Source organism: Ruegeria sp. YTSC199, assembly GCF_059609725.1.
On the sequence record NZ_JBXWMF010000013.1, the window covers coordinates 96506 to 119662 of the forward strand.

18 protein-coding genes are annotated in these 23157 nt (G+C 59.9%); 10 read left to right on the forward strand and 8 right to left on the reverse strand.

The genetic code is table 11. From position 1 onward, the window contains the following. Positions 1 to 54: 54 nt before the first annotated feature. The 4 genes from AC2FEE_RS13980 to AC2FEE_RS13995 all read left to right on the forward strand — a co-directional run bounded on the left by AC2FEE_RS13980 (position 55) and on the right by AC2FEE_RS13995 (position 4083). On the forward strand, positions 55 to 1254 hold the full coding sequence (locus AC2FEE_RS13980; protein ID WP_496865930.1) for a TCR/Tet family MFS transporter: 1200 nt from the start codon (positions 55 to 57) through the stop codon (positions 1252 to 1254). 81 nt (positions 1255 to 1335) lie between these two features. Then, positions 1336 to 2430 (forward strand): Zn-dependent alcohol dehydrogenase, encoded by a 1095-nt coding sequence (locus AC2FEE_RS13985; protein ID WP_496865931.1) that lies wholly within the window; start codon positions 1336 to 1338, stop codon positions 2428 to 2430. Between the two features lie 22 nt (positions 2431 to 2452). Further along, complete coding sequence (locus tag AC2FEE_RS13990) at positions 2453 to 3685, forward strand: mandelate racemase/muconate lactonizing enzyme family protein (protein WP_496865932.1); 1233 nt, start codon at positions 2453 to 2455, stop codon at positions 3683 to 3685. Positions 3686 to 3795: 110 nt separating this feature from the next. Beyond that, a complete protein-coding gene (locus tag AC2FEE_RS13995) occupies positions 3796 to 4083 on the forward strand; it encodes an ArsR/SmtB family transcription factor (protein ID WP_496865974.1) in 288 nt (95 codons plus the stop codon). Here the strand turns inward: AC2FEE_RS13995 and AC2FEE_RS14000 are convergent. Next, complete coding sequence (locus AC2FEE_RS14000) at positions 4080 to 7076, reverse strand: ABC transporter transmembrane domain-containing protein (protein WP_496865975.1); 2997 nt, start codon at positions 7074 to 7076, stop codon at positions 4080 to 4082. The two genes, AC2FEE_RS13995 and AC2FEE_RS14000, sit on opposite strands and share 4 nt — an antisense overlap. A gap of 244 nt (positions 7077 to 7320) precedes the next feature. On the opposite strand from AC2FEE_RS14000, the gene AC2FEE_RS14005 reads away from it, so the two are divergent. Continuing rightward, complete coding sequence (locus AC2FEE_RS14005) at positions 7321 to 7680, forward strand: DUF3307 domain-containing protein (RefSeq protein ID WP_496865933.1); 360 nt, start codon at positions 7321 to 7323, stop codon at positions 7678 to 7680. On the opposite strand, the gene AC2FEE_RS14010 is transcribed toward AC2FEE_RS14005, so the two are convergent. The 7 genes from AC2FEE_RS14010 to AC2FEE_RS14040 all read right to left on the reverse strand — a co-directional run bounded on the left by AC2FEE_RS14010 (position 7638) and on the right by AC2FEE_RS14040 (position 15652). Then, the gene (locus AC2FEE_RS14010; RefSeq protein WP_496865934.1) at positions 7638 to 8411 is read right to left on the reverse strand and encodes a hypothetical protein; all 774 of its coding nucleotides are present in this window, start codon (positions 8409 to 8411) and stop codon (positions 7638 to 7640) included. The genes AC2FEE_RS14005 and AC2FEE_RS14010 overlap by 43 nt on opposite strands. 54 nt (positions 8412 to 8465) lie before the next feature. Next, positions 8466 to 9770: an NAD(P)/FAD-dependent oxidoreductase gene (locus AC2FEE_RS14015; RefSeq protein ID WP_496865935.1), complete on the reverse strand. Its 1305-nt coding sequence runs from the start codon at positions 9768 to 9770 to the stop codon at positions 8466 to 8468. Then, on the reverse strand, positions 9767 to 10441 hold the full coding sequence (locus tag AC2FEE_RS14020) for a TetR/AcrR family transcriptional regulator (protein ID WP_496865936.1): 675 nt from the start codon (positions 10439 to 10441) through the stop codon (positions 9767 to 9769). The genes AC2FEE_RS14015 and AC2FEE_RS14020 overlap by 4 nt, the downstream gene beginning before the upstream one ends. Then, positions 10442 to 11995 carry a trimethylamine methyltransferase family protein gene (locus AC2FEE_RS14025; protein ID WP_496865937.1) on the reverse strand — a complete coding sequence of 518 codons (1554 nt, stop codon included), beginning with the start codon at positions 11993 to 11995 and terminating at the stop codon, positions 10442 to 10444. Next, on the reverse strand, positions 11995 to 14397 hold the full coding sequence (locus AC2FEE_RS14030) for a GcvT family protein (protein WP_496865938.1): 2403 nt from the start codon (positions 14395 to 14397) through the stop codon (positions 11995 to 11997). Before AC2FEE_RS14030 ends, AC2FEE_RS14025 begins: the two co-directional genes overlap by 1 nt. 111 nt (positions 14398 to 14508) lie before the next feature. After that, positions 14509 to 15138, reverse strand: a complete 630-nt coding sequence (locus AC2FEE_RS14035; RefSeq protein WP_496865939.1) for a glutathione S-transferase — start codon at positions 15136 to 15138, stop codon at positions 14509 to 14511. 16 nt (positions 15139 to 15154) lie between these two features. Beyond that, complete coding sequence (locus AC2FEE_RS14040; RefSeq protein WP_496865940.1) at positions 15155 to 15652, reverse strand: class I SAM-dependent methyltransferase; 498 nt, start codon at positions 15650 to 15652, stop codon at positions 15155 to 15157. A gap of 233 nt (positions 15653 to 15885) precedes the next feature. Between AC2FEE_RS14040 and AC2FEE_RS14045 the strand changes: the two genes are divergently transcribed. Genes AC2FEE_RS14045 through AC2FEE_RS14065 form a run of 5 tightly spaced genes read left to right on the forward strand, consistent with a single transcriptional unit; the run spans position 15886 to position 23101 of the window. Then, the gene (locus AC2FEE_RS14045) at positions 15886 to 17658 is read left to right on the forward strand and encodes an ABC transporter ATP-binding protein (RefSeq protein WP_496865941.1); all 1773 of its coding nucleotides are present in this window, start codon (positions 15886 to 15888) and stop codon (positions 17656 to 17658) included. Then, positions 17651 to 19561, forward strand: a complete 1911-nt coding sequence (locus AC2FEE_RS14050) for an ABC transporter substrate-binding protein (RefSeq protein ID WP_496865942.1) — start codon at positions 17651 to 17653, stop codon at positions 19559 to 19561. Before AC2FEE_RS14045 ends, AC2FEE_RS14050 begins: the two co-directional genes overlap by 8 nt. Positions 19562 to 19575: 14 nt before the next feature. Further along, complete coding sequence (locus AC2FEE_RS14055) at positions 19576 to 20604, forward strand: ABC transporter permease (RefSeq protein WP_496865943.1); 1029 nt, start codon at positions 19576 to 19578, stop codon at positions 20602 to 20604. Further along, complete coding sequence (locus AC2FEE_RS14060) at positions 20601 to 21755, forward strand: ABC transporter permease (RefSeq protein ID WP_496865944.1); 1155 nt, start codon at positions 20601 to 20603, stop codon at positions 21753 to 21755. Before AC2FEE_RS14055 ends, AC2FEE_RS14060 begins: the two co-directional genes overlap by 4 nt. Then, the gene (locus AC2FEE_RS14065) at positions 21752 to 23101 is read left to right on the forward strand and encodes a CoA transferase (RefSeq protein WP_496865945.1); all 1350 of its coding nucleotides are present in this window, start codon (positions 21752 to 21754) and stop codon (positions 23099 to 23101) included. Before AC2FEE_RS14060 ends, AC2FEE_RS14065 begins: the two co-directional genes overlap by 4 nt. Positions 23102 to 23157: the final 56 nt, after the last annotated feature.

Genomic DNA, 23157 nt, shown 5'->3' on the forward strand with positions numbered 1-23157 from the left:
TTCACAGGTGAACCAAGCGTGATAGGGTCCGGGTAAAACTCGCGAATAGTTGCCATGCGTCTGCCTTTTCTTTTCGTTCTCGGTACGGTCATGATCGACGCCATGGGCATCGGTCTGGTGTTGCCGATCATGCCAGACCTGATAGTCGAGGTTCAGGGCGGCACCCTGGCCGATGCCGCGATCTGGGGTGGTATCCTCAGCACCGCTTTCGCTGCAATGCAGTTCCTGTTCGGGCCCATTCTGGGCAATCTGTCCGACGCTTATGGGCGACGCGCGGTGCTGTTGGTATCTTTGTTCGTCATGTCGCTGGACTACGTGGTGATGGCGGTTGCTGGCAGCATCTGGCTGTTATTGGTCGGGCGCATCATCGGGGGCATTACGGCCGCAACTCACGCTACGGCCGCAGCCTTCATGGCTGATGTATCCAAACCCCATGAAAAAGCAGCGAATTTTGGCTTACTGGGTGCTGCATTTGGCATCGGGTTCGTACTCGGTCCGGTGATCGGAGGGCTGTTGAGCGAATATGGCACGCGCGCGCCCTTCTGGGCTGCCGCCGGCCTTTCAGCTCTAACCTTTTTGACAGGCTTGCTGGTGATGCCAGAAACCGTCACCGACAATACCCGTCGGACCTTCAGCCTGCGCCGTGCCAATCCGGTGAACTCCTTGCGGTCCATCGCTTCACTGCCGGGCATCCGCCCGATGCTGTGGGTTTACTTCCTCTATTCAGTGTCGATCTACGTCTATCCCGCGATCTGGGCCTATTTCACTACGGAACGATTCGGCTGGTCACCGCAGATGATCGGACTGTCACTGGGTGTCTACGGGATCGGGATGGCAGCCGTTCAGGGCGGCCTGATCCGCCCCGCAACGCGGTATCTGGGTGAGCGCGTCACGATAATCTACGGCATGGGGTTCGAGATCGCCAGTTTCCTGCTGCTGGCCTTCCTGACCAACGGGTTCATCGCGTTGATGCTGATCCCAGTCACCGCGCTTGGGGCTGTTGTCACTCCCGCTCTTCAGGCCCTGACATCCCGTGCAACGCCGGACTCGCAGCAGGGTGAGCTGCAGGGGGTGCTTACCTCTCTGAACGCGCTGTCGATGGTAATCTCGCCCTTTGTGATGACCAGCGTATTCGCACAGTTCGCGCAGCCCGATACGGCGCTGTACCTGCCCGGGGCACCATTCCTTTTGGCAATGATTCTGATGATCTTCGGATTCGCGCTGTTTCTGCGTGCGCGCCCTGTCGCGGCGTAACAACGACATCCGAATGACGGTTTCTGTCTTGCAGCGGAGATTTTCCCGCGCCACCGTGGGCCAAAGGGAGTGAGGAAAAGAATGCAAACCATCAAAGCCGCCGTCTGCCGGGCGTTTAACGAGCCTTTGGTCATCGAAGACATCCAGATTGCGCCGCCCGGTACCGGAGAGGTCGAGGTGACGCTGGATGCGGTGGCGATCTGCCATTCGGACATTACTTACGCCACCGGAGCGTGGGGCGGGCATCTGCCGGCCGTCTACGGGCACGAGGCCGCAGGCGTGATCACCGCAACCGGTGACGCGGTAGGTGGGTTTCAGGTGGGTGATGCGGTCGTCGTCACGCTGATCCGGGCCTGCGGGTCCTGCCCGTCCTGCGCGGGGGGGCAACCGACGATCTGCGAGACACCTTATGACTCGGTCAACGGTCCGCTGCGCACGGCGGACGGCGGCCCCTTGGATCAGGCAATGGCCTGCGGTGCTTTCGCCGAGAAAGTGGTGATCAGCCATCGGCAGATCGTAAAGATCCCCGACGCAATGCCAAAAGACGTGGCCAGCCTGTTGTCTTGCGGGGTGATCACCGGCGTCGGTGCCGCGGTGAACGCCGCCAAGCTCCGCCCCGGTCAGGATGTGGTCGTCATCGGTGCGGGCGGCGTCGGACTGAATGCGATTCAGGGCGCGCATATCGCCGGGGCACGGCGGATCGTGGCCGTCGATATGACCGAAGAAAAGCTTGAGATCGCTAAGGAGTTCGGCGCGACACATGGTGTTCTGGCCAGCCAAGAACAACCGTGGAAAGTCGCCCACAAGGCGTTGGGCGGGCGTGGCGCGGATGCGGTTCTGATTACCGTTGGTGCGATCCCGGCCTATGATCAGGCTCCGCGATACCTGGGCCCTGGCGGCAAAGCGATCATGATTGGAATGCCTCATTCCGGCGACGTGTCCAGCTATGAACCCGTTGTTCTGGCAGCGCTGGGTCAGGGGCTTGTCGGCTCGAAAATGGGCGATGTGGTCATTCAGCGCGATATCCCGTGGATGATCGACCTGTACGAACAGGGGCGACTGAAACTGGACGAGTTGATTTCGGGCCGCTGGTCTCTGGATCAGATCAACGAGGCGATCAAGGACACCAAGACCGGATCGGCCAAGCGCAACGTAATTCTGTTCGATAGAAGCTGACGCGAACCAGAGAGGACACCGGATGAAACTGCAGGACCTCGACATTATCGTTACCGCCCCGCCCGCGCCGGGCTGGGGCGGGCGTTATTGGATATTGGTCAAAGTCACGACCGATACCGGGATCACCGGTTGGGGAGAGTGTTATGCCTCGTCCGTTGGCCCCGAGGCGATGCGTCACGTCATCCGCGACGTGTTTGAACGGCACATGCTCGGTGAAAACCCAGAGAATATCGAACTGATGTTCCGTCGCGCCTATTCCAGCGGCTTCACCCAACGCCCGGACCTCACCCTCATGGGGGCGTTTTCGGGGCTTGAGATCGCCTGCTGGGATATTCTGGGTAAGGACCGCGACCGTCCCGTCTACGCCCTGCTGGGCGGGCTGATGAACGAGCGCATCCGCGCCTACACCTACCTTTACCCCCTGCCGCAGCATAACCTGACCGATTTCTGGACCTCGCCCGAACAGGCAGGGGATTGCGCAGCAGAGATGGTGCGGCGTGGCTTCACGGCGGTCAAGTTCGACCCTGCGGGTCCATATACTCTCCGTGGTGGGCACATGCCTGCGATGTCCGATATCTCAATGTCGGTCGCCTTCTGCAAAGCGATCCGCGAAGCCGTGGGCGACAAGGCCGACCTGCTATTCGGCACCCATGGCCAGTTCAACACGGCGGGGGCGATCCGTTTGGGGCAGGTGCTGGAGCCGTATTTTCCTCTGTGGTTCGAGGAACCCACCCCGCCCGACATGATCGAAGACATGGCCCGTGTCGCCAGAAACGTCCGCATCCCCGTGGCGACCGGAGAGCGCATGACCACCAAAGCCGAGTTCGGAGCCGTTCTGCGCGCAGGGGCCGCCGAGATTCTACAACCTGCCCTGGGTCGTGCCGGTGGCATTTGGGAGATGAAGAAAGTCGCCGCCATGGCCGAGGTGTTCAACGCGCAGATGGCCCCGCACCTTTATGCCGGGCCGATCGAATGGGCCGCCAATATCCATCTCGCTGCATCGATCCCGAACCTTCTGCTGCTGGAATCCATCGAAACCCCGTTCCACGATCAATTGATCAAAGGCACGCTGCGCGTGGATGAGGGCTTTGTGACCGCACCTACCGCGCCCGGTCTTGGGATCGATGTGGATGAGGACCTCGCACGTGCGCATCCCTACACCGGTAATGGTCTGCATTTGCAAATGCAGGAAGAGCCCTGCGATTATGTCAACGGAAACGCCTTTCAGGGCGGTGCACCAGCGACCGAGGGGTGACAAGCAAACCCGATTTGGGGCATATTGCCAGCACCCAAAATCGAAACAAGCCGCGCGTGACCATCAAAGCCCATGACACCACAAGCGCTCATCCTGACCCCCCCGAGGACATGCAGGAAAACGCCGCACGGGCTGCGGCTTTTCTGAAAACACTGGCCCATGAGGGGCGGCTGATGATCCTGTGTCATCTGGGCGAGGGCGAAAAGTCTGTCGGTGAGCTTGAGAACCTATTGCAAATCCGGCAGGCCGCCGTCAGCCAGATGCTGGCCCGTCTGCGTCAGGAACGGCTGGTCTCAACCCGCCGGGACGGCAAGACAATCTATTACTCGCTTCAGGACGGCAACACGGAGCAGGTCATCAGGCTGCTCTACGATCTGTTCTGCAAGCCGAACAGTTAGTTCGAGATATAACCCGCAATCACCTGCAACAGTTTGAAGGCGGTCGCGGCGTCATTTTCGACCACGGCCAGAAATTCTTCCTCACCGATACGCAGACAGGACAGCTCAGTCTCGGCAATCATGCTCAGGGCGCGGGGTTCCTTGCGAATAAGCCCCAGTTCACCCACCAGCGCCCCCGGCCCGACCTTGGTGACCAGTTGATCAGGGCCTTCCATCTGCGGCAGGTAAAGCCCAGCCTCACCCTCAAGCACGACATAGGCGCCGTCAGTGGGCTGGTCGTCCTTCAGGAACACGACCTCACCCGGTTTGGCGTCGAACCAGCGCGCACCAAAGGCCAGTAGGCGGAGCTGTCTTCGGTCGAGACCGGAAAACAGCGGTGTCTGCTCCAACGCCCGCAGCTTGCGTGCAAGATCGGCCGAGGCAGCACTATCCTCTTCCACCGTGGCATCCCCTTCATCCGTCACCACCCGACCTTGGCGGATTTCGACATACATGTCGAACTTGTCCGGGTTCTCAAAATGGTCGTTCAGATAGATCACGGTTGTATCCGGCAGCAACTCGCGCAGGTTCTTGTAGACGGCGACCTGAGTCGCCATGTCATAGCTGGCTAGCGCGTTTTCCAGGATCAGAATGTCGGGTTTCTTGATCGTCGCGCGGGTAAAGGCCAGCGGCTCGGCAAAGACGGCGGGCAGGTTCTGGCCACCGAGCGCAACCGGCACGTCATAGATCAGTTCGACCACCAGCGGGCGCGCACCGTTTTCATCCAGCACATCGACAATCAGCTTGCGCGCCTCGTCCGAGCGTCCGCCGCCAATCTGGCTGACCTTGCCGAACAGGGCATTCTCCATCACCGTCAAACCGGGAGCGAAAGCGTCTTTGTGCAGTGGTAAAAAGACATCCTGCAACCGCTCCAACAGCTTTTCAGAATGACTATGGCGCAGTTCCAGGATGCGGTTTTTTAGCTCATCCGTAAAGGCGGGCCCAATTTGCTCGGCCGAGATCACGAACGGTACCGCCAGAAGGTTCGCCAGCTTTTCGTCATCCAGCCCCGACACGCCCTCGCTACGGGTTTTCTCGACGAGTTCAAGCGCCGTCTCATAGGTCTTGGCTTCCAGACCAAGTTTGCGGAACAGCGGATGATCCGTTCCATCCAGGCCAAAGATCTGGCGCAGCATCTCGATCACGTCCTGGGTCAGTCTGACCAGCGTTTTGTCCAGCCCCAAATCGCGCAGTTGACCGAGGAAAACGGTCTGGCGGGCCAGCAGGTCCTGCGTAACCGGAACCCTCGGGGTCGCGAACAGCAGATTTTCCGCGACCGGCAATGCAGAATTATACGTGCACCAGTCAAAGACCAGCGCCTGTTGATCCAACCCGGCCGCCTGCACGGCCTGTTGCACAAGTGGGCGCAGCTCGACCAGTTTCTGCGCCAGCTCCGGGTGTTCGGCGGCGTCGAATACCTGATCCGACCCGCGCTGGAACAAAGCGGCCCCCGATCCCAGCCCGTCGATCAGATGCAGCCACCAGTCCCGCAACGCCTCGGGACTGTCCAATCCGGCCAAGGATGGATCCAGCCAGTCTGAACGGAAAGGGTCGGCGCTGTTACCCGCGCGCTGTGTCTCTGCAAAGTCGGGGTCATCGATCTGAGACGTCAGCGGCCTCTGACGCATCGGCATCATGACGTTGTCCCCCAACGTGCCCTGAAACAAGACCGGGCGCGATGAGGCATAGCCAATGCGCGCGGCGACGACGCTTTGGTGCAGGGTTGCCAGGTTTTCACCGCCCACTTCAACCCGACCCGAGCTGGGCAGGATTTCCCGTGTCAGCAACTCGGCCACGGCGCGCCTGTCTTCTTCGCTGGGGGCAGCAATGCCGATTGTTTGCTTACCCGCAAAGGTGAGGTTCAGATCATCCAGCACCTGATTACCATCCATATCCCGAACCGAAACACGATCCAGCACAATATCGCCCTTCAGGCGCGGGCGGGATTCGGGCTCGCCTTCGAACAGCTTTTCATCGGGCATACCGGGTGGAGCAAACCGTTCGATCACCACATCCCAACGCAGCGACATGTCCTGCGTCTGGTTGTAATACGTCAACAGTTCCTTCCATGGCGAGCTCAGGTCCTTGTACGCAGCCAGCGCCGCCACCAAAGCCCCCAGCGAAACCGAGCCCTGCAGCACCAATAGACCGCCGACCAAATAGAACATGAAGGGCGTCAGCTGCGAGATGAAGTTATTGATGAACTTCATAAAGAATTTCTTCTGGTAGATCTCGAAGCGGATACCAAACAGTCGCCCCAGCTGCTCCGAGATCATCGCCCGGCGATAGCGCCAACCACCATTGCCCCGCAGGGTCGAGGCCCCGGCGGCGTTCTCACCGATCTGTGCGGCCAGAACGCGGACTTCCTGAATGCGTTTCTTGTTTAGAAGGTTGATCTGCCGCTGCAGCTTGGGGATCAGCCAGGCCTGCAAAGGAATCAACGCCACGGCAGCCAGACCGAACCAGACGCTTTGCAGAAACAGGAAAGACAGGATCGTGATCATCTGACCGGCCTGCAGCACCGGCTGGCTGATCGCGTCGCCCATCAACCCGCCCATCGGCTCGCTTTCGGCGGTAACCATCGAAACCATCTCGCCCTGGCTGACCCGCTCGAAATAGGGCTGGGGAAAACGCAGGGCACGATTGATCAACTGATACCGGAAACGGCGAAGCATCCGTTCGCTAAGCACCCCCTTCATAGTGTTGATGCGCATCTTCATTACGCCATGGCACAGCACAGCCAGCAGGAACGCCCCGCACAGGATGATCAGGAACCTGGTCTGTGGCAGGTCATAACCAAGAACATTCACCACAGGGCTGGCCGCACCGATCGCATCGTTGATGATGCGCTTGGGCAGCTCCAGCGTCAGATACAACAACGGAAACAGCGTAGAGGTCACGGCCAGCAGGACAAGCTGATCGCGTTTGGAATACTTCCAAATAAACCGGAAAATCGAACGTTCTATGGAACCCGCCCCTATTCTGGATCACCGAACCGATCCTGAAGAAAGTACCGCAAATCAAACACTCTGAATTTACAGCAATCCTGGCCCGTGACGCAAATGGTTTCCAGTTTGGTCATATCTCCGCCGTGTGTGAACAAGTTCATTTGCACCGCAACTGTTTAGCCCCTAAGATTCGCTTCAGGACGATATCGGGAGGAGCAATTTGAATGCCAGTATAGGCGCAGTGTTATTGATGCTCTGCTTGTTGCAGATCAAACATATGTTTGCGGACTATTTCCTCCAGACTCCGAAAATGTTGTCCGGACGTGGTGTGTATTTACACTGGGGTCGTGCGCAGCATGCTGGCGTGCATGTTGTTGGATCCGTTATTGTTTTTTTACTGTTCGGGGCGCCGTGGTCATTCATCCTGATCATTGCGGCACTGGAATGGATCGTGCATTTCAATATCGACTTTGCCAAAGCCAGCTATTCGGACAAGAAACAGCTGTCACCAACGCAGGCCGCGTTCTGGCGTGCAGCGGGGCTGGACCAATGTATGCACAACCTGACCTATATTGCGATGGTCTGGGCTTGGGTGAGTTTCGCCACCTGATCGGCCATGATTTCCCCAGTGGACTGCCGGTAAGCTTCTAGCCATTGTCGATCCAACGCATCAAGTTCCGCGGTATCGAATCTTTCCGCGACTTCCCAATACCGGCCCGACGGGACGAAATATTCCAGCTCTTGTTCCGCATTCAGAACGTCTTCCATCGCATCGGTGGCGGGCAAACCTGCCTCTGTCAGAGTGCCCAGTTCCACGGACGGGAACAGTAACCGACTCTCCCCGTGCGACAGCCTGACGACCCGGCACCCCTGTGCTGCGCCGAACATCGCCAGACGCGCTGACTTCGCCTCAAGCGACCGCAGGGTGACATCCGCACGCAACGGATCAGCCGTACCGGCACCGTAGAAATGCGTTTTCCCGGTTCCGGGATAGATCATGTCACAACCGAAATAGGCCAGAACCGCAGGGCGAAACACCGCAAGCGCCCAATACCCTGCAGTGAACGCCATCGTACCACCGGCATAGACGAAACCGCCGAAGCCGTTCTGAACAGGAACGTAATCTCTGGCCGTCACAACCCGCTGATGGTCACAGATCCTGTCTGGTCGTCTTTGGACTGGAAAATCCTCAGGATGGATCAGCGCGTCCCAATCCGGCCGGATACGCCAAGCATTGTTGATGGCAACGATGTGCGTAAATTTAGCGCGCGGCCACTGCCGAGCAGCCACTGCGCCTGGGGCGCTGCCCAGTATCAGAACTCGGTTCGTCGGCTCGGTCATGCTGGGCCCCGTTCCATGCGGTCCCCAGAAAGCTAGAGCGTTCTCTCGTACCGGCTAGCCCAGAACGGAAAAACTGCTTTCTTTGTTGATCGGGCGCTTGCGGGAATAGAAGCCTACATCGATCATCCGCTTGATATAGGGCAGTTCGAACTGCAGCGGCTGGGCATCGTGATCTGCTCCGCCTTCGCAATAGTCGATCAGGGCTGTCATCAACTTGCCTACGATCGGCGCGTTCTTGTATTGGTTACCGCTGGTGCCACAGGCCATGTAAAACCCCGACAGGCTGGATTTGTCATAGATAGGAATCCAGTCGGTCGAGGCGTCGTACAGGTCGACCACCCCACGTGTCTTGGAGGGGATGCCAAGGCTGGGCACCCGCTGCGCATAGCGCATGGCCTGCGTCGTCCATTGATCGGTAAAGTCGTGGTTGTATTGAACGTCGTCCTCGCACCACTGATGCGGATCGCATTCCGGGTCTTCCGAGCCGACCAGGATGTGGTTGCCGTGCTCGGGACGGCAATAACAGGCGATATCGCTGTCCGATACAATCGTGCCGTCGTTTTCGAAATCGAACCCCTCGGGCGCAGGGACGTGCACCACTTCCTGCCGCAGGGGGCGTGTTTCGATGGTCATGTCATCCAGTACGCCCGCCATCTTGTTGATGATCGCCGAGCCCGGCCCGGCCACATTCACCACCACCTTGGCGTGGAGCTCTTCGCCCGAGGCCAGCTTGACCCCTGCCACGCGCCCGCTTTCGGTCAGGATCTTGACCACTTCGGTCCCGGTGCGCACCTCGGCCCCGTGCTGTTTCGCGGCATCCATCAGGTTCTGCGCCGACAAAGCCGGATCGGTGACATAGCCTGCCTGAGGCCAATACACCCCGCCTTGCATCTTGTGCCCGTTCGGTTGACCGAATTCCGGGTCATCCATGCGACGCGCCGGCGCGAAACTGTCCAGTGAGTAGACAGGCAGGCGTTCAGCGATTTTCTGAGCCGACCACTCTTCGAATGGGCAATCCAGATCGGCACTGTTCTTCATGTGTTTTTCCAACATCCCGTTGGCGCCGGTTTTCATCACCAGACACCCCGTCTCGCGGAACTGCGCCAGATTGGCCTCCGTGGGCAGGCCTAGGTAATCAGCCCAATCGCGCCAGTAGTGATAGCCTTCCCACGCAAAAGCGGTGCCGTCAAAGGTCGAGTAATGCATCCGAATGATCGCGCAGGACCCCGCAGTTGAACCATGGCCGACCTGAGAATTGCGGTCCAGCGACAGGGTTTTCCAACCGGCCTTGGCCATTTCGAACGCGATGGCTGCCCCGATGACACCGGTACCGATGATGATTGCGTCTGGCTGGCTCATTCTCTGTCTCCTTCCCAATAGCGCTTTGAATAGGCGCTGAATTCTTCGACTTCCTCGGGTCGCGGCTCGACGCCGGTGAAAACGTAAAGGTAGTGCGGTACCATTTGCAGTCGGGTTTCCATCGGCTCATTCAGTTGGGCGAGATCGTATCCGATCTGCATGTAGTACAGCACTCGGGCACGGGTTTCGGCCTCGACCGCAGAATAGCCAAAACGCACGAACATGGCGTGCAGAGCATGCAGCCGCCGGGCGTCCGATTGATCCAATGAACGGCGTACCTTGCCCGATTTGCGCGCCCAATCCCGCACGGCAAAGTCCAGCGCCGTATCGAACAGGTCAGTGTTCACCACGCAGCGATGCACATTACAGACCGCCGCCGTGATGGTTTCCGCCGGAGCCTCCGCCTGTGCAATCAGACCCACCGTATTCGTGGCCTGCCAGCGGGACAGCAAAGCGTCGAGCAGTTCCTGACGTGATTTGAAATACCAGTAGAAGGAAGACCGCGAAACTGCCATCCGCTCGGCCAGGCTCAGCACCTTGATCTGGTCCACCCCGTCCGAGATCAGCACGTCCATCGCCACGTTCAGCCAGTCGTCACGCGTGACCTTGATGTTGCCGACCAAGGGCTCGGCCTTAGGGTCGTCGCGGTGCAGGATCGGTTTGGTGTTCATTCAACTCTCCGGTGGTGCGCCGCCTTCGGCAGTACGGCGCGCGATGAAATCCTGCAAGGCACCAAGCCGGTCGCTATCGCTGGCAGGAGCTTTGAAATCATCCAGAATAGCCTTCCATACACCCGTTGCCCGATGATTGGCGTCAACCGAACCGCGCTCGGTCCACGTGCCGAAATTGGCATAGTCGTGCACGTGGGGCTGGTAGAACTCAGTGTTGTAGCGTTCCATCGTCTGGCTGGTTGCAAAGAAGTGTCCGCTTGGCTGGACCTCGCGCAGAGCGGTGTCAAAGCCGATCTCTGCGGCCTCCGCTTGCGCCCCGGCACAAAGTTCGGCGACCATGTTCAGCACCTCGGCGTCGCAGACCAGCTTTTCGAAGGACACTGACAACCCGCCCTCGAGCCACCCGGCCGAGTGGATGATCACTGTCGCCCCAGCCATCAGGCAACCCCAGAGGCCGAACTGATTTTCATTCGCGGCCTGTACGTCATTGATGTTCGATGCTGACCCAGCAGCGGATCGCCAAGGCAGCCCCAGATGCCGGGCCAATTGCCCGGCCGCCAGTGACGCCTGAAAATGCGAGGGCGTCCCGAACGCAGGCGCACCTGATTTCATGTCTACGTTGCTGGTGAAGGTCCCATAGCACACCGGCGCGCCTGGGTTGGTCAGTTGGGTCAGCGTCAGCGCCGCCAAGGCTTCGGCATGGGAAAGCGTGATTGCTCCGGCCACCGTGATAGGTGCCATCGCCCCCATCAAGGTAAAAGGTGTAATGATCGACATCTGCCCATGGCGGGCAAAGTCGACCAGCCCCTGTGCCATAGGGATGTCCAGCGTCCGCGGGCTGTTGGTGTTGATGATTGTGTAGCAATGTGCGTTGCCGCGGAAATCTTCATCTGACAGGCCCCGTGCGGTGGAGAGCATCTCAAAGCAATCCATCACCTGCGGCGTCCCGCGCGAGAAAAAGAACGGGAACTTATCCGTCAGTTCCACCTGCGCCTGCGTCGTGAAGTAGTGGCGCAGATGTGTCGGAACATCCTGCGGCTCGACCTGAGGCGAGATCATCTGGAACACGTCGAAATGATGCGTGAGTTTCAGAAACTCAAGATAGTCCTGCCCGGTCGCAGGGCGACGACCCCGTTCCAGATCGGTGGCATTCGGTGCCCCGGCCCCCGGTTGGAACACCAGACTGCCCAGTTCCAGCGTGAAATCGCGGCGACGCGCGCCCGCGTGGCAGGCAATCGACTTAGGGGCCGAGGCGACGGCGGCCTCGACTATATCGCGCCCAACGAACACCATTTCGGTGCCTTCATCCACGCGTGCGCCACCCGCAGCAAAAATCCGTCGGGCTTCGGGCAGCAGGACCTTGACCCCCAGGTCCTCAAGCGTCCGCAAGGCCGTATCGTGCATGTCCGCAATCTGGTCGGCCGAAAACAACTCCATCGGCGGGAACGGGTTCATCAGTTGACGGTAGTTCACATCGCGACTGGGCGGCGGCGCGGCGTCAACACCGCGCCCGCGCCGTCGCCGACCGCGTTCGGATGTCTGCGAAATCACCATCAGCCCCTCATCGCCTTGCCCTGCGGGTCGTATGGGGACGGTTCAACCACCCTCGCGGGGCGTTCGACGCCAACCACATGCACGGTCAGCTCCGTGCCCGGTTCGGCCTTGTCGCGATTAACCAGCGCCATTGCCAGCGACTTGCCGGTATAATGCCCATAGCCACCAGAGGTCACAAAGCCTACCCGATCTTCGCCCGACCAAATCGGCTCATACCCGCTGGCATCTGCGTCCAGAGCGTCCACCTCAAGCGTCACCTGAACCTGCGCAGGGCCGTTGCCCTCTCGTTCAGCCGAGGCGGCGTCCTTGCCGACGAATTCTTTATCCCACTCGATCCAACGGTCCATCCCGGTCATCCCGGGCGTATAGAGCTGAGTGAATTCTGCCGACCAGATACCAAAGCTCTTTTCCAACCGCGTCGAGAGCATCGCGTTGAAACCGCACTCGCGGATGCCCTCGTCAGCGCCCGCCTCCAATAGCATCCGGCGCAGCTTGATGTGATCGCCATAGCGACAGTTGATTTCATAGCCCTTTTCGCCGGTCACCGACATGCGCGCGACGCGAGCGCGGACCAGACCGATGTCGAAATCACCGCAGTCCATGAATTTCAGCCCCGAGATATCCCGTTCCGCCAGCTTCTCGACCACCGACTGCGATTTCGGGCCGACGACGGCGAAACCGCAGTATTCCTCGCCCAGATCGCGAATGTCGACGCCGTCGATCATGTGATCATCGAACCAACGCATGTGCCAGGCGCGCAGGTAGTAGCTGCCCATGATCCACCACGTGCCATCGCCCCAGTTGAGCACGGTTAGATCGCCCTTGAGCCGTCCGTTCTCACCCAACATCGGCGCAAGCTTGGCGCGGCCCGGTGCGGGCAGTTTCGAGGCCATCACTTTGTCCAGCCAAACCTCTGCATTTGGGCCGCTGACTTCGAACCGCGAAAAGCCCGAGATATCCAGCAGGCCTACGCCCTCGCGGATCACCTTGCATTCCCCGGCCACGATGTCATGCGCGTTCGAACGCTTGAGCGTCGGCGTTTCCTCGAAACCCTTCGGCGCGAAGTACAGCGGCACCTCCAGATCCCAGCTGACACCCCACTTACATCCGGCCTCGGTCATCGCGTCATGGGCCGGGGCCATTTTCAGCGGACGTCCGGCAGGCAGTTGCTCGTTCGGGTAAGTCATCACGAAACGGCGGGAATAGAACTGCCCGGTGGTTTCGCGGATATAGCGTTTGTTCTGGGCAAAATCGCCGTAGCGCGCCACATCCATCGGCCATGCGTCGGCTTCGGGTTCGCCATGGATCATCCACTCGGCCAGCGTCTTGCCAACGCCTCCACCTTGCAGGAAACCCGCCATCACCGCACAGGCCGACCAATAACCAGGCTTACCCGGTACCGGACCAACCAGCGGGTTACCATCGGGCGAGAAGGTAAATGCACCGTTCACCCAAGTCTTGATGCCCACGTTCTGGATCGAGGGATAGCGTTCAAAGCCCAATGTCAGCTCATTCTCGATCCGGTCGAGCTGTTCCTGAAACAGCTCCTCGCCATAGTTCCACGGCGCGCCGTCCATGGCCCAGTGCTCGTGGTCGACTTCGTAAATGCCGACCAGAACGCCCTTTTGGTCCTGCCGCATATAGGTGAACCCTTCGAGATCCACGGTCATCGGCATCTCGAATTCGGCTTCGGCCACCTCGGGCACGGTGTCGGTGATCAGATAGTGGTGTTTCAGCGGAGAAACCGGAAGCTCAATCCCCGCCATCCGACCCACCTGCTTGGCCCAGAGACCCGCCGCGTTGACCACATGTTCACAAGTGATCGTGCCGCGGTCGGTTACAACCTGCCAGCCATCTGCGGTCTGGATCAGTTCCTCGACCTTGGTTTCTTCATAGTATTCCGCGCCACGTTTCTTGGCCGCCGTGGCGTAGGCCTGCACCGTACCGGTCGTGTCGATATAGCCCTCGCGATCCGCCCACATCGCGCCTAGCACACCGTCGGTGGACATGATCGGACAGCGTCTCTGCGCCTCTTCCGGGGACAGAAGCTCGCAATCGTCGATACCGATGGACTGGAAGATGCGGTAATTCGCCTGCAGCCATTCCCACCGTTCGGGCGTCCCGGCCAATGTCAGACCACCAGTCATGTGCAGTCCGATATTCTGACCAGATTCCTTCTCGATCTCGCTCAGCAGATCAATAGTATAGGCCTGCAGCGAGGCCATGTTTGGGTCGGCGTTCAGCGCGTGAATCCCCCCAGCCGCGTGCCAGGACGAACCCGACGCCAACCGCCGCCGCTCTAGCATCACCACATCCGACCAGCCGAACTTGGCCAGGTGATACAGAACCGAGGCGCCCACAACGCCACCCCCGATGACCACAACGCGATACTGAGATTTCATCCTGCCCTCTCCTGCATGACACGCTGAGGACGCTAGACGCACTATTCACCTCTGTCTAGACATTTCTGTACAGTTCTGGCTGCGCGCAGTTGGCATCCGGAATTCACCGTTTTAAAGCTGTGCGCTGGGCCGTGACGAGACCGCCTCGAACCACGCCAGCGTTGCCGAGTTTTCCTGTGGAATCCGTCTTTTGATCACGCGGGCGAAGTCGACAAATACAAAGGCGGTGATATCGGCCAGAGTGAATTCTGCTCCAGCGATATAGGGGCTGTCCGCCAGTCGCCGTTCCAGCAGATCGAAGAAATACCCGACCCGTGCCTCGCCCCTTTGCGCCAGCTCGGGGATCTGAGCGTGATTCTCGGGGCCTGGAATCGCCCGGTCGGCGAATGCGGGATGGGCGTTGCGCAGCGCCTCGGCAATGGGCATACCGCCCTGTTGTTCGAGGATGCTGTTCCACATCAGGACCAGACCCTGCTCGTCCGGGGTGCGCCCCATCAGCGGCGGCTCGGGAAACCGCGCCTCGAGATACGCGGCGATACCAAGGTTCTCGGCCAGTACCGTGCCTTCATCAGTAACCAGAACCGGAAGGGTTGCGTTTGGGTTGATCGCCCTGAACACGTCGCCCAGCTGTTCCCCTTTGGCTATCGAGATGTCGCGGACTTCGATCTGTAGCCCTTTTTCCGCGATGAACATGCGGGCACGGCGCGGGTTCGGGGCAGTGGAGCAATCATAAAACAGCATGGGGAAACCCTTTGGGTCAGCGGCGATAGATGAAACACCGCCCGTCAACGGCATTTGTAGGCAAAGGCAGTTCGGTCAGCGTGTCGAAATACATCCGGTCGCTGGACACCATCAGCCCGCCCTCGGCCAGCAGCGGCTCGATCAGGGGTGAGACGAACCGGGCGAAGGCGTCGTTTTTTTCCCGGTTATGCCCGCCAAGGTCAGCGTGGATCAGGCTGGCGGTCGCACCAAAACGATCCAGCGCAGCAGGCAATGTCTCGCGCACATCACCCAGAATCACGCGATCTTCGGGAGGTGTCGAATCCGGGTGAGACGCCACTGCACGTTCGAACACATAGACCGGGCGGTTCTTCACGTATTGCGCCATGTGATGATAGGTGCGCCCATTGCCCAGCCCAAGTTCGAACACGGGACCCGACATGCCGCGCGTCTCAGCAATGGCGAAATCCAGGCAGGCACGTTGCGACACCATACGGTCAATGAACAGATCCAGTCGGCTTTGATCGTCGGGCACGGGGAAATCTCTCCTTGATATCAGTCGACTTGTCAGATGGGGCCGACAGGACGTTTGATGACAAATCCTCAAGACTTTGTGTAGACAAATTGGCGTCAGTTTCACAATTCCGCGACATTTCACCCCAAGAACGGGTTTGACTAGCCTGCACCAACCGCGCGAAACTGCGACAAAAAACACGGGGAGTTGATCAAGCGAATGCCGACCTACGGCCCAACGGGTGGAACACCCGCATGACGGCGTTGTTGTCCGTCCGCGATTTGAGCATCGGATTTGGCGCGGGTGAGCCCGTTGTCAAAGGCGTCAATTTCGATGTCGAGGCCGGGCAGACGCTGGCTTTGGTAGGCGAATCCGGATCGGGCAAAACGATCTCATGCCGAGCGGCGTTAAGGATATTGCCGCGCACCGCTCAGATACGTAGCGGTGCGATTACACTGAACGATTCCAAGGGCACCGAAGATCTGACCCGGATCAGCGAAAAGCAGATGCGCGGGATTCGCGGCAACCGGATTTCGATGATCTTTCAGGAACCGATGCGATCCCTGTCGCCCCTGCACAAGATCGGCAATCAGGTCAGCGAGGTGCTTTGGCTGCACCGCGGCGCGTCCGAAGCGCAGGCCCGCAAAGAGGTGCTGACCCAGTTCGAGCGCGTGGGCTTTCCCGATCCGCAGCGGGCTTATGATTCTTACCCGTTTGAATTGTCCGGCGGCATGCGTCAGCGCGCAATGATTGCGATGGCAATGGTGTCCAAGCCGGAACTGCTGATCGCGGATGAGCCAACCACCGCACTTGACGTGACGACACAGGCGCAGGTGCTGGGCCTGATCAAGGAATTGCAGCGCGAGACCGGGATGGCGCTGATCCTTGTCACACACGATCTGGGTGTGGTTGCCAACATGGCGGAACAGGTCGTCGTCATGCACAAGGGCCGCGTGATGGAGGCAGGCGCAGCCGCCCCCATTCTGACCGCGCCTGCGCACCCCTATACGCAGCAGTTGTTCAACGCTGCGCCCGAGATTCCGGACGAAGAATCCGTTGGCATCCCCATGCCCGACGAGGACCTGATCCTGCAGATGAAGGGCGTGTCAAAGACCTACACCATGCGCTCCAGCAAGGGCTGGCAGGGCGACAAGCTGATCCATGCCTGCCGCGGAGTCGATCTGAACCTTGCGCGCGGCAAGACGCTGGCCATCGTCGGTGAAAGTGGGTCTGGCAAAACCACGGCGGCCCGCATCGCGTTGGGGGCCGAACCCCCCGATCCCGGCGGTGAGGTGCTGTTTCGAACGGCACCGGATGCGGACCCGATCACCGTACACCATATGACCCGCGCCCAGCGCACCGCCTTTCAGCGCAAGGCGCAAATGGTGTTTCAGGACCCCTACAGCTCGCTCAGCCCCCGAATGCGCATTCAGGACGCGATGACCGAGCCACTGGAGATCCACAAAATCGGCAAGGCATCGGAACAGCGGGACAAGGCGGCCGAGATGCTGCAACGGGTCGGTCTGAACGCCGACATGCTGAAACGCTACCCGCACGCCTTTTCAGGCGGTCAGCGACAGCGCCTGTCGATCGCGCGCGCCATGATGCTGGACCCGCAACTGATCGTTTGCGACGAACCGACCTCGGCGCTGGATGTCTCGGTTCAGGAACAAATCCTGACGCTGCTGGAAAACCTGCAGGACAGTCTGAACCTGTCCTATTTCTTCATCTCGCACGACCTTGCCGTCGTTGCACGTATCGCCGACGAGGTCGCCGTGATGCGCCGGGGGCTGGTGGTTGAACAGGCCCCGCCCGAGACGCTCTTCTACAATCCCCGCCACCCCTACACCAAGGCGCTGATTGCCGCTCAGCCAGAACCTGACATCAACCGCCCCATCGACCTGAAACTGGTTGCTTTGGGCGCAGGTTCGCCAGACAGTTGGGATGACGCCTTCCGATTTACCGACTCCGTGATACCTTCACTGGTAGAGATGGAGCCCGGCCATAAGGTACGATGCCATGTTTAAGACCACTCGCCCCCTGTTTCTGGCTGCCACGCTAGCCGCTGCATGGATGCTGCCCGCCACGGCAGACACCCCCACCCCACTGGAAGGAGAATTCTGGGCAACCGAGGTAAACGCAGGCAATCTGCCCCCCGTAGCCGAACGTCTTCCCGACGAGCCGCTGGTCGTCGATCTGACCGCCAAAGGGCGCGAGTTCGGAACCCCCGGCGGCACGCTGCGCACCATGGTCACCCGGTCCAAGGATATCCGCCAGATGGTGGTCTATGGATATGCCCGGCTGGTGGGGTTCAACGAAAATTACGAACTGGTGCCCGACCTGCTGGACTCCTACGAAAGTGAAGGCAATCGCAAATTCACGCTCCATCTGCGCGAAGGACACAAATGGTCCGACGGTTCGCCTTTCACCTCCGAGGATTTCCGCTATTGGTGGGAGGACGTGGCGAGTAACGAACTTCTCAGCCCCTCGGGCCCACCGGATTTTCTGATCGTCGAGGGAAAGCTGCCCACCGTATCCTTCCCGGATGAGACCACCGTCGTTTATGAGTGGGAAGACCCGAACCCTGACTTCCTGCAATCGCTGGCTCAGGCGCGTCCGCCGTTCATTTACCGACCCTCTGCCTTTTTGAAGAAATATCACGAGCAATACGCAGATACCGAAGAACTAGCCTTTCAGGTCAGCGACGCCCGCGTCAAAAGCTGGGCAGCGTTGCACAACAAGCTGGATAACCTCTACAAGTTCGACAATCACGAACTGCCCACGCTGCAGCCCTGGCTGAACGCCAGCTCGGGCAAGAAGATCCGGCACAACTTCGTCCGAAACCCCTATTACCACCGCATCGACAGCAATGGCGTGCAACTGCCCTATATCGACGTGGTCGAAATGGAAATCGTCGCCCCCGGCCTCGTTGCTGCCAAGGCCAACGCCGGTGAAACCGATCTGCAAGGACGTGGCCTGGCATTCCGCGATGCATCGATCCTAAAAAAGGGTGAACAGGTCGGGAATTATACAACGCGGCTGTGGAAGACCGGTGTCGCCTCGCAGATCGCGATCTATCCTAACCTGAACTTTGCCGATGAAGGCTGGCGCGAGGTTCTGCGCGATGTGCGCGTGCGCCGTGCCCTGTCGCTGGCCATTGACCGCAAGACGATCAATCAGGCGCTTTATTTCAAGCTGGCACAACCGGGTGCAATGTCGGTTTTGCCCGCGTCCCCGTTCTATAGCGAGGAAAACGCACAGGCATGGGCCCAGTTTGACATCGAACAAGCCAACGCCATGCTGGATGAGGCCGGCCTGACCGAGCGTAACAAGAACGGCATCCGTCTGCTGCCCGACGGCCGCCCGATGGAATTAATCATCGAAACCGCCGGTGAACGGCAAGAGGTCGAAAACGCACTGCAGATCGTTACAGATACGTGGCGCGAGATCGGTGTGGATCTGGTGATGCGCCCGCTGGACCGGGACATCCTGCGCAATCGCGTGTTCGCGGGCAACTCCATGGCCTCGGTCTGGTTCGGCTGGGATGATGGTATCCCGCAGACCCATACTTCTCCTGCCTACCTGGCACCTACGGATCAGGTGTTTCTGGCTTGGCCCAAATGGGGTCAGTATTACCAAACGGGTGGCGATGTGGGCGAAGCGCCCGATATGCCCGAGGCTGAACGGCTGATGCAATTGGCCCACGACTGGGAAGTGGCCACCACCGACGAAGAGCGCGAGGCGATCTGGACCGAGATGCTGAACATCCACGCCGATCAGCTTTTCGCCATCGGTATCCTGAACGGCGCGCCTCAGCCGGTCGTGGTCTCGAACCGCCTCCGCAATGTGCCCGAACAGGCCATGTGGGCGTGGGAGCCCGGCGCGCATTTCGGCATTCACCGGCCGGACGAATTCTTCTTCGCCGACTGATCAGGAGCAGCTAAATGGTAATGCTGCGCTATGCAGTCTATCGCTTTTTCACGATGCTGCTGACGCTGCTGGTGGTGTCGGTGCTGATTTTTGTGATCATCAACCTGCCGCCCGGCGACTACCTCAGCAACCAGATCGCGGAATTGCAGGCCTCGGGCCAATCTGCCGGTGTGGCAAAGGCTGAGTTCCTGCGTACGGAATATGCGCTGGACCGCCCCGTATGGGAACAATACCTGATCTGGATGGGCTTCTGGCCCGGCCCGCACGGGTTTGAAGGTCTGCTGCAGGGCAACTATGGCTGGTCTTTCGAATTCGACCGCCCCGTCGCCGAGATCGTGGGAGATACCCTGTGGCTGACGGTTGTGGTGAATCTGGCCGCGATCTTGTTCGTCTATGCGGTTGCGCTGCCGCTGGGTGTCCTTGCTGCGGCAAAGTCGCGGACCTGGATCGACTACACCTCGGCCTTTGTTGGTTATCTTGGCCTGGCCACGCCGAACTTTCTGCTGGCGCTGATCCTGTTCTATTACGGCCACCGCTATTTCAACCTGCCCATCGGCGGTCTGATGGACCCGTCTTTCGAAGGTCTGCCAATGAGCTGGGAGAAAATGAAATCCATCCTCGTTCACCTGATCGTTCCGACTTTCGTGATCGGCACATCCGGTGCCTCGGCGATGATGCAGCGCCTGCGCGCCAATATGCTGGATGAGCTGGGTAAACCTTACGTGGAAACCGCCATCGCCAAGGGCATGGCACCATCGCGGATGCTGACGAAGTACCCGCTGCGCGTGGCCTTCAACCCATTCGTGGCCGATATCGGCAACCTGCTGCCTTCGATGGTGTCCGGCTCGGTTTTGGTCTCGGTCGTGCTGGGCCTGCAGACAATTGGCCCTACCCTGCTGACGGCGCTGAAAACGCAGGATCAGTTTCTGTCCGCCTTTATCCTGATGTTCGTGGCGCTGCTGACGCTGATTGGCACCATGATATCTGACATCCTGCTGGTCATGCTGGACCCGCGTATCCGGTACGAAGGGCGTGAAGCATGACCCAACGCCCTGACGGTCGCTATGTCGACGACGCCCCCTATGACCCGGATGTCGCCCTGCAACAGCTTGAGCGTGCTGATCTGGACGCGCCCAACTGGGTGCTGGTCTGGCGCAAGTTCAAGACCCACAAGCTGGGCCTGATCTCGGGCATTTTCCTGCTGTTGTGCTACCTGATGCTGCCCTTTGCCGGTTTCATCGCGCCCTATGGGCCGAATGAACGGAACGGAGAGCACCTCTATGCGCCACCGCAAGGCATAAGCTGGTTTCACGAGGGCGAGTTCATAGGCCCCCACGTTTATCCGATCGTGGCCGAGGCCGATCTTGAGACCTTCCAGTGGAAATTCGTCCCCGACCTTGAGGACCCGCGCCCGATCAAGTTCTTCTGTGAGGGCGCCGAATACAAACTCGCCGGTCTGATCAGGTCGGACACCCACCTTTTCTGCGCGCCCGAAGGTGCGACGCTGTTCCTGTGGGGCTCGGATCGTCTGGGCCGGGATATATTCAGCCGCATCCTCTTTGGCGCGCAACTGTCGTTGACTGTGGGCCTGATCGGCATCACCGTGTCCTTCGTTCTGGGCATCTTCTTCGGCTCGGTGGCCGGGTATTTTGGCGGCAAGATCGACTGGGTCATCAACCGCGTGATCGAGATCCTGCGTTCGCTGCCAGAACTGCCCCTGTGGCTGGCATTGTCCGCTGCGGTGCCGTCGAACTGGAGCCCCGTGGCGGTGTTTTTTGTCATTTCAATCATTCTTGGCATCCTAGACTGGCCCGGCCTCGCCCGTTCTGTGCGCGCCAAATTCCTGTCGCTGCGCGAAGAGGAGTACGTGCGCGCGGCCGAGATGATGGGCGCAAGCTCGGGTCGGGTGATCCGCAAGCATCTGCTGCCGAACTTCATGTCTCACCTGATTGCGTCAGCCACCTTGTCGATCCCGGCGATGATCCTTGGGGAAACGGCGCTCAGCTTCCTGGGACTGGGCCTGCGGGCTCCTGCGGTCAGTTGGGGCGTAATGCTGAATGACGCGCAGAACCTTGCGTCTATCGAGATCTACCCGTGGACGGCAATCCCAATGCTGCCGATCATCGTCGTCGTGCTGGCCTTCAACTTCCTCGGTGACGGTCTGCGCGACAGTCTGGATCCCTATCAGCAATGAGTCTGTTCTCCGCCCTCCCTGCTGCTGACAGCTACAAAACAACCGGCAAAGGCGCTCGGTCCAGCGCGTTTGCTGTGTCGGAACTGGCCACAGTAAGTTTTGCCGCCGTGGGTCAGGAACTTGCGCGTCTCGTGACTGCGTTGAACCTTGTGCCCAAAGCTCCCGAGGTTTTGGTCGACCACCGAATGGCCTCACTGTGGTACGGGTTTTCGTTCAAGCCGGAGGGATGGGAGATGCCCAGCCTCTGGGACGCTGTGGCCGGAGACTACCCAGCCTCAGACGGCTGGATCAGGCTGCACACCAACCTGCCCCGCCACAAGGCGGCGGCGCTGAAGGTACTCGGGATTCCGGGCAATCGAGATGCCGTGGCGCAAGCGTTGAAAGAGTGGTCGAACTCTGATCTGGAGACCGCAATTGTGGCCGAGGGCGGCGTTGCTGCCGCCATGCGTAGCCGCGCGGAATGGCTAGAGCATCCGCAGGGGCGGGCGGTTTCCCGCGACCCGCTGATCGGCTGGCAAAACCCCAGACGCATCACGCTGCGCGACCGCCCCCAAGCCACGGCCAACCGCCCATTGTCGGGCCTGCGCGTTCTGGACCTGACGCGTGTGCTGGCGGGTCCCGTCTCAACGCGAACGCTGGCGGGTTTCGGGGCCGACGTTCTTCGCATCGACCCACCCGGATGGGACGAACCCGGCGTCATCCCCGATATTTCTTTGGGCAAACACTGCGCCTATCTAGACCTAAAATCGCCCGACGGTCTGAAAAAACTGCAGGACCTGCTTGCGCAGGCGGATGTCTTCGTCCACGGCTACCGGCCCGGCGCGCTGGATGCGCTTGGACTGACCAAGGTCAAACGCGATGAGATAGCTCCGAACCGGGTCGAGGTCACCCTGAACGCCTATGGCTGGCAGGGCCCCTGGTCCACAAGGCGTGGCTTTGACAGCCTCGTGCAGATGAGCGCGGGGATCGCGGATGCCGGCCGCGCATGGGCCAAGGCCGACAAACCCACGCCATTGCCCGTACAAGCGCTGGACCATGCGACGGGCTACCTTATGGCCGCAGCCGTCTTGTCAGCATTGGCCGAAGCGGCCTCCGGCAACTCCATCATGCTCGCCCAGCTGTCACTTGCCCGCACGGCAGAGTTGCTGACCGCACTGGCGAAATCCGAAGCCGAAGGCGACATCACGAATGCATCGCCTGCCGACTACACGCAAAAAACCGAAGAATCCGGCTGGGGAACAGGCCACCGGCTGAAACCAGCTTTGGCCGTTGGTGCCGCGCAAATGTCCTGGTCCCTCCCCGCTGCGAAACTGGGCACATCCCAACCAACCTGGCCTTCGTTTTAACCCTGACACACCCGCCGCGCCGAACGCGCGGTTTGGCCCAACGCTATGGGCGGCGT

Bases quoted from the DNA above. Each gene is read 5' to 3' on its own strand.
- AC2FEE_RS14010 (WP_496865934.1), bottom strand. From the start codon at position 8,411: ATGACCGAGCCGACGAACCGAGTTCTGATACTGGGCAGCGCCCCAGGC.
- AC2FEE_RS14030 (WP_496865938.1), bottom strand. From the start codon at position 14,397: ATGAAATCTCAGTATCGCGTTGTGGTCATCGGGGGTGGCGTTGTGGGC.
- AC2FEE_RS14035 (WP_496865939.1), bottom strand. From the start codon at position 15,138: ATGCTGTTTTATGATTGCTCCACTGCCCCGAACCCGCGCCGTGCCCGC.
- AC2FEE_RS14065 (WP_496865945.1), top strand. From the start codon at position 21,752: ATGAGTCTGTTCTCCGCCCTCCCTGCTGCTGACAGCTACAAAACAACC.
- AC2FEE_RS14005 (WP_496865933.1), top strand. From the start codon at position 7,321: ATGCTCTGCTTGTTGCAGATCAAACATATGTTTGCGGACTATTTCCTC.
- AC2FEE_RS14025 (WP_496865937.1), bottom strand. From the start codon at position 11,995: ATGGTGATTTCGCAGACATCCGAACGCGGTCGGCGACGGCGCGGGCGC.
- AC2FEE_RS13995 (WP_496865974.1), top strand. From the start codon at position 3,796: ATGCAGGAAAACGCCGCACGGGCTGCGGCTTTTCTGAAAACACTGGCC.
- AC2FEE_RS14055 (WP_496865943.1), top strand. From the start codon at position 19,576: ATGGTAATGCTGCGCTATGCAGTCTATCGCTTTTTCACGATGCTGCTG.
- AC2FEE_RS14020 (WP_496865936.1), bottom strand. From the start codon at position 10,441: ATGAACACCAAACCGATCCTGCACCGCGACGACCCTAAGGCCGAGCCC.
- AC2FEE_RS13985 (WP_496865931.1), top strand. From the start codon at position 1,336: ATGCAAACCATCAAAGCCGCCGTCTGCCGGGCGTTTAACGAGCCTTTG.
- AC2FEE_RS14045 (WP_496865941.1), top strand. From the start codon at position 15,886: ATGACGGCGTTGTTGTCCGTCCGCGATTTGAGCATCGGATTTGGCGCG.
- AC2FEE_RS13980 (WP_496865930.1), top strand. From the start codon at position 55: ATGCGTCTGCCTTTTCTTTTCGTTCTCGGTACGGTCATGATCGACGCC.
- AC2FEE_RS14015 (WP_496865935.1), bottom strand. From the start codon at position 9,770: ATGAGCCAGCCAGACGCAATCATCATCGGTACCGGTGTCATCGGGGCA.
- AC2FEE_RS14060 (WP_496865944.1), top strand. From the start codon at position 20,601: ATGACCCAACGCCCTGACGGTCGCTATGTCGACGACGCCCCCTATGAC.
- AC2FEE_RS14050 (WP_496865942.1), top strand. From the start codon at position 17,651: ATGTTTAAGACCACTCGCCCCCTGTTTCTGGCTGCCACGCTAGCCGCT.
- AC2FEE_RS13990 (WP_496865932.1), top strand. From the start codon at position 2,453: ATGAAACTGCAGGACCTCGACATTATCGTTACCGCCCCGCCCGCGCCG.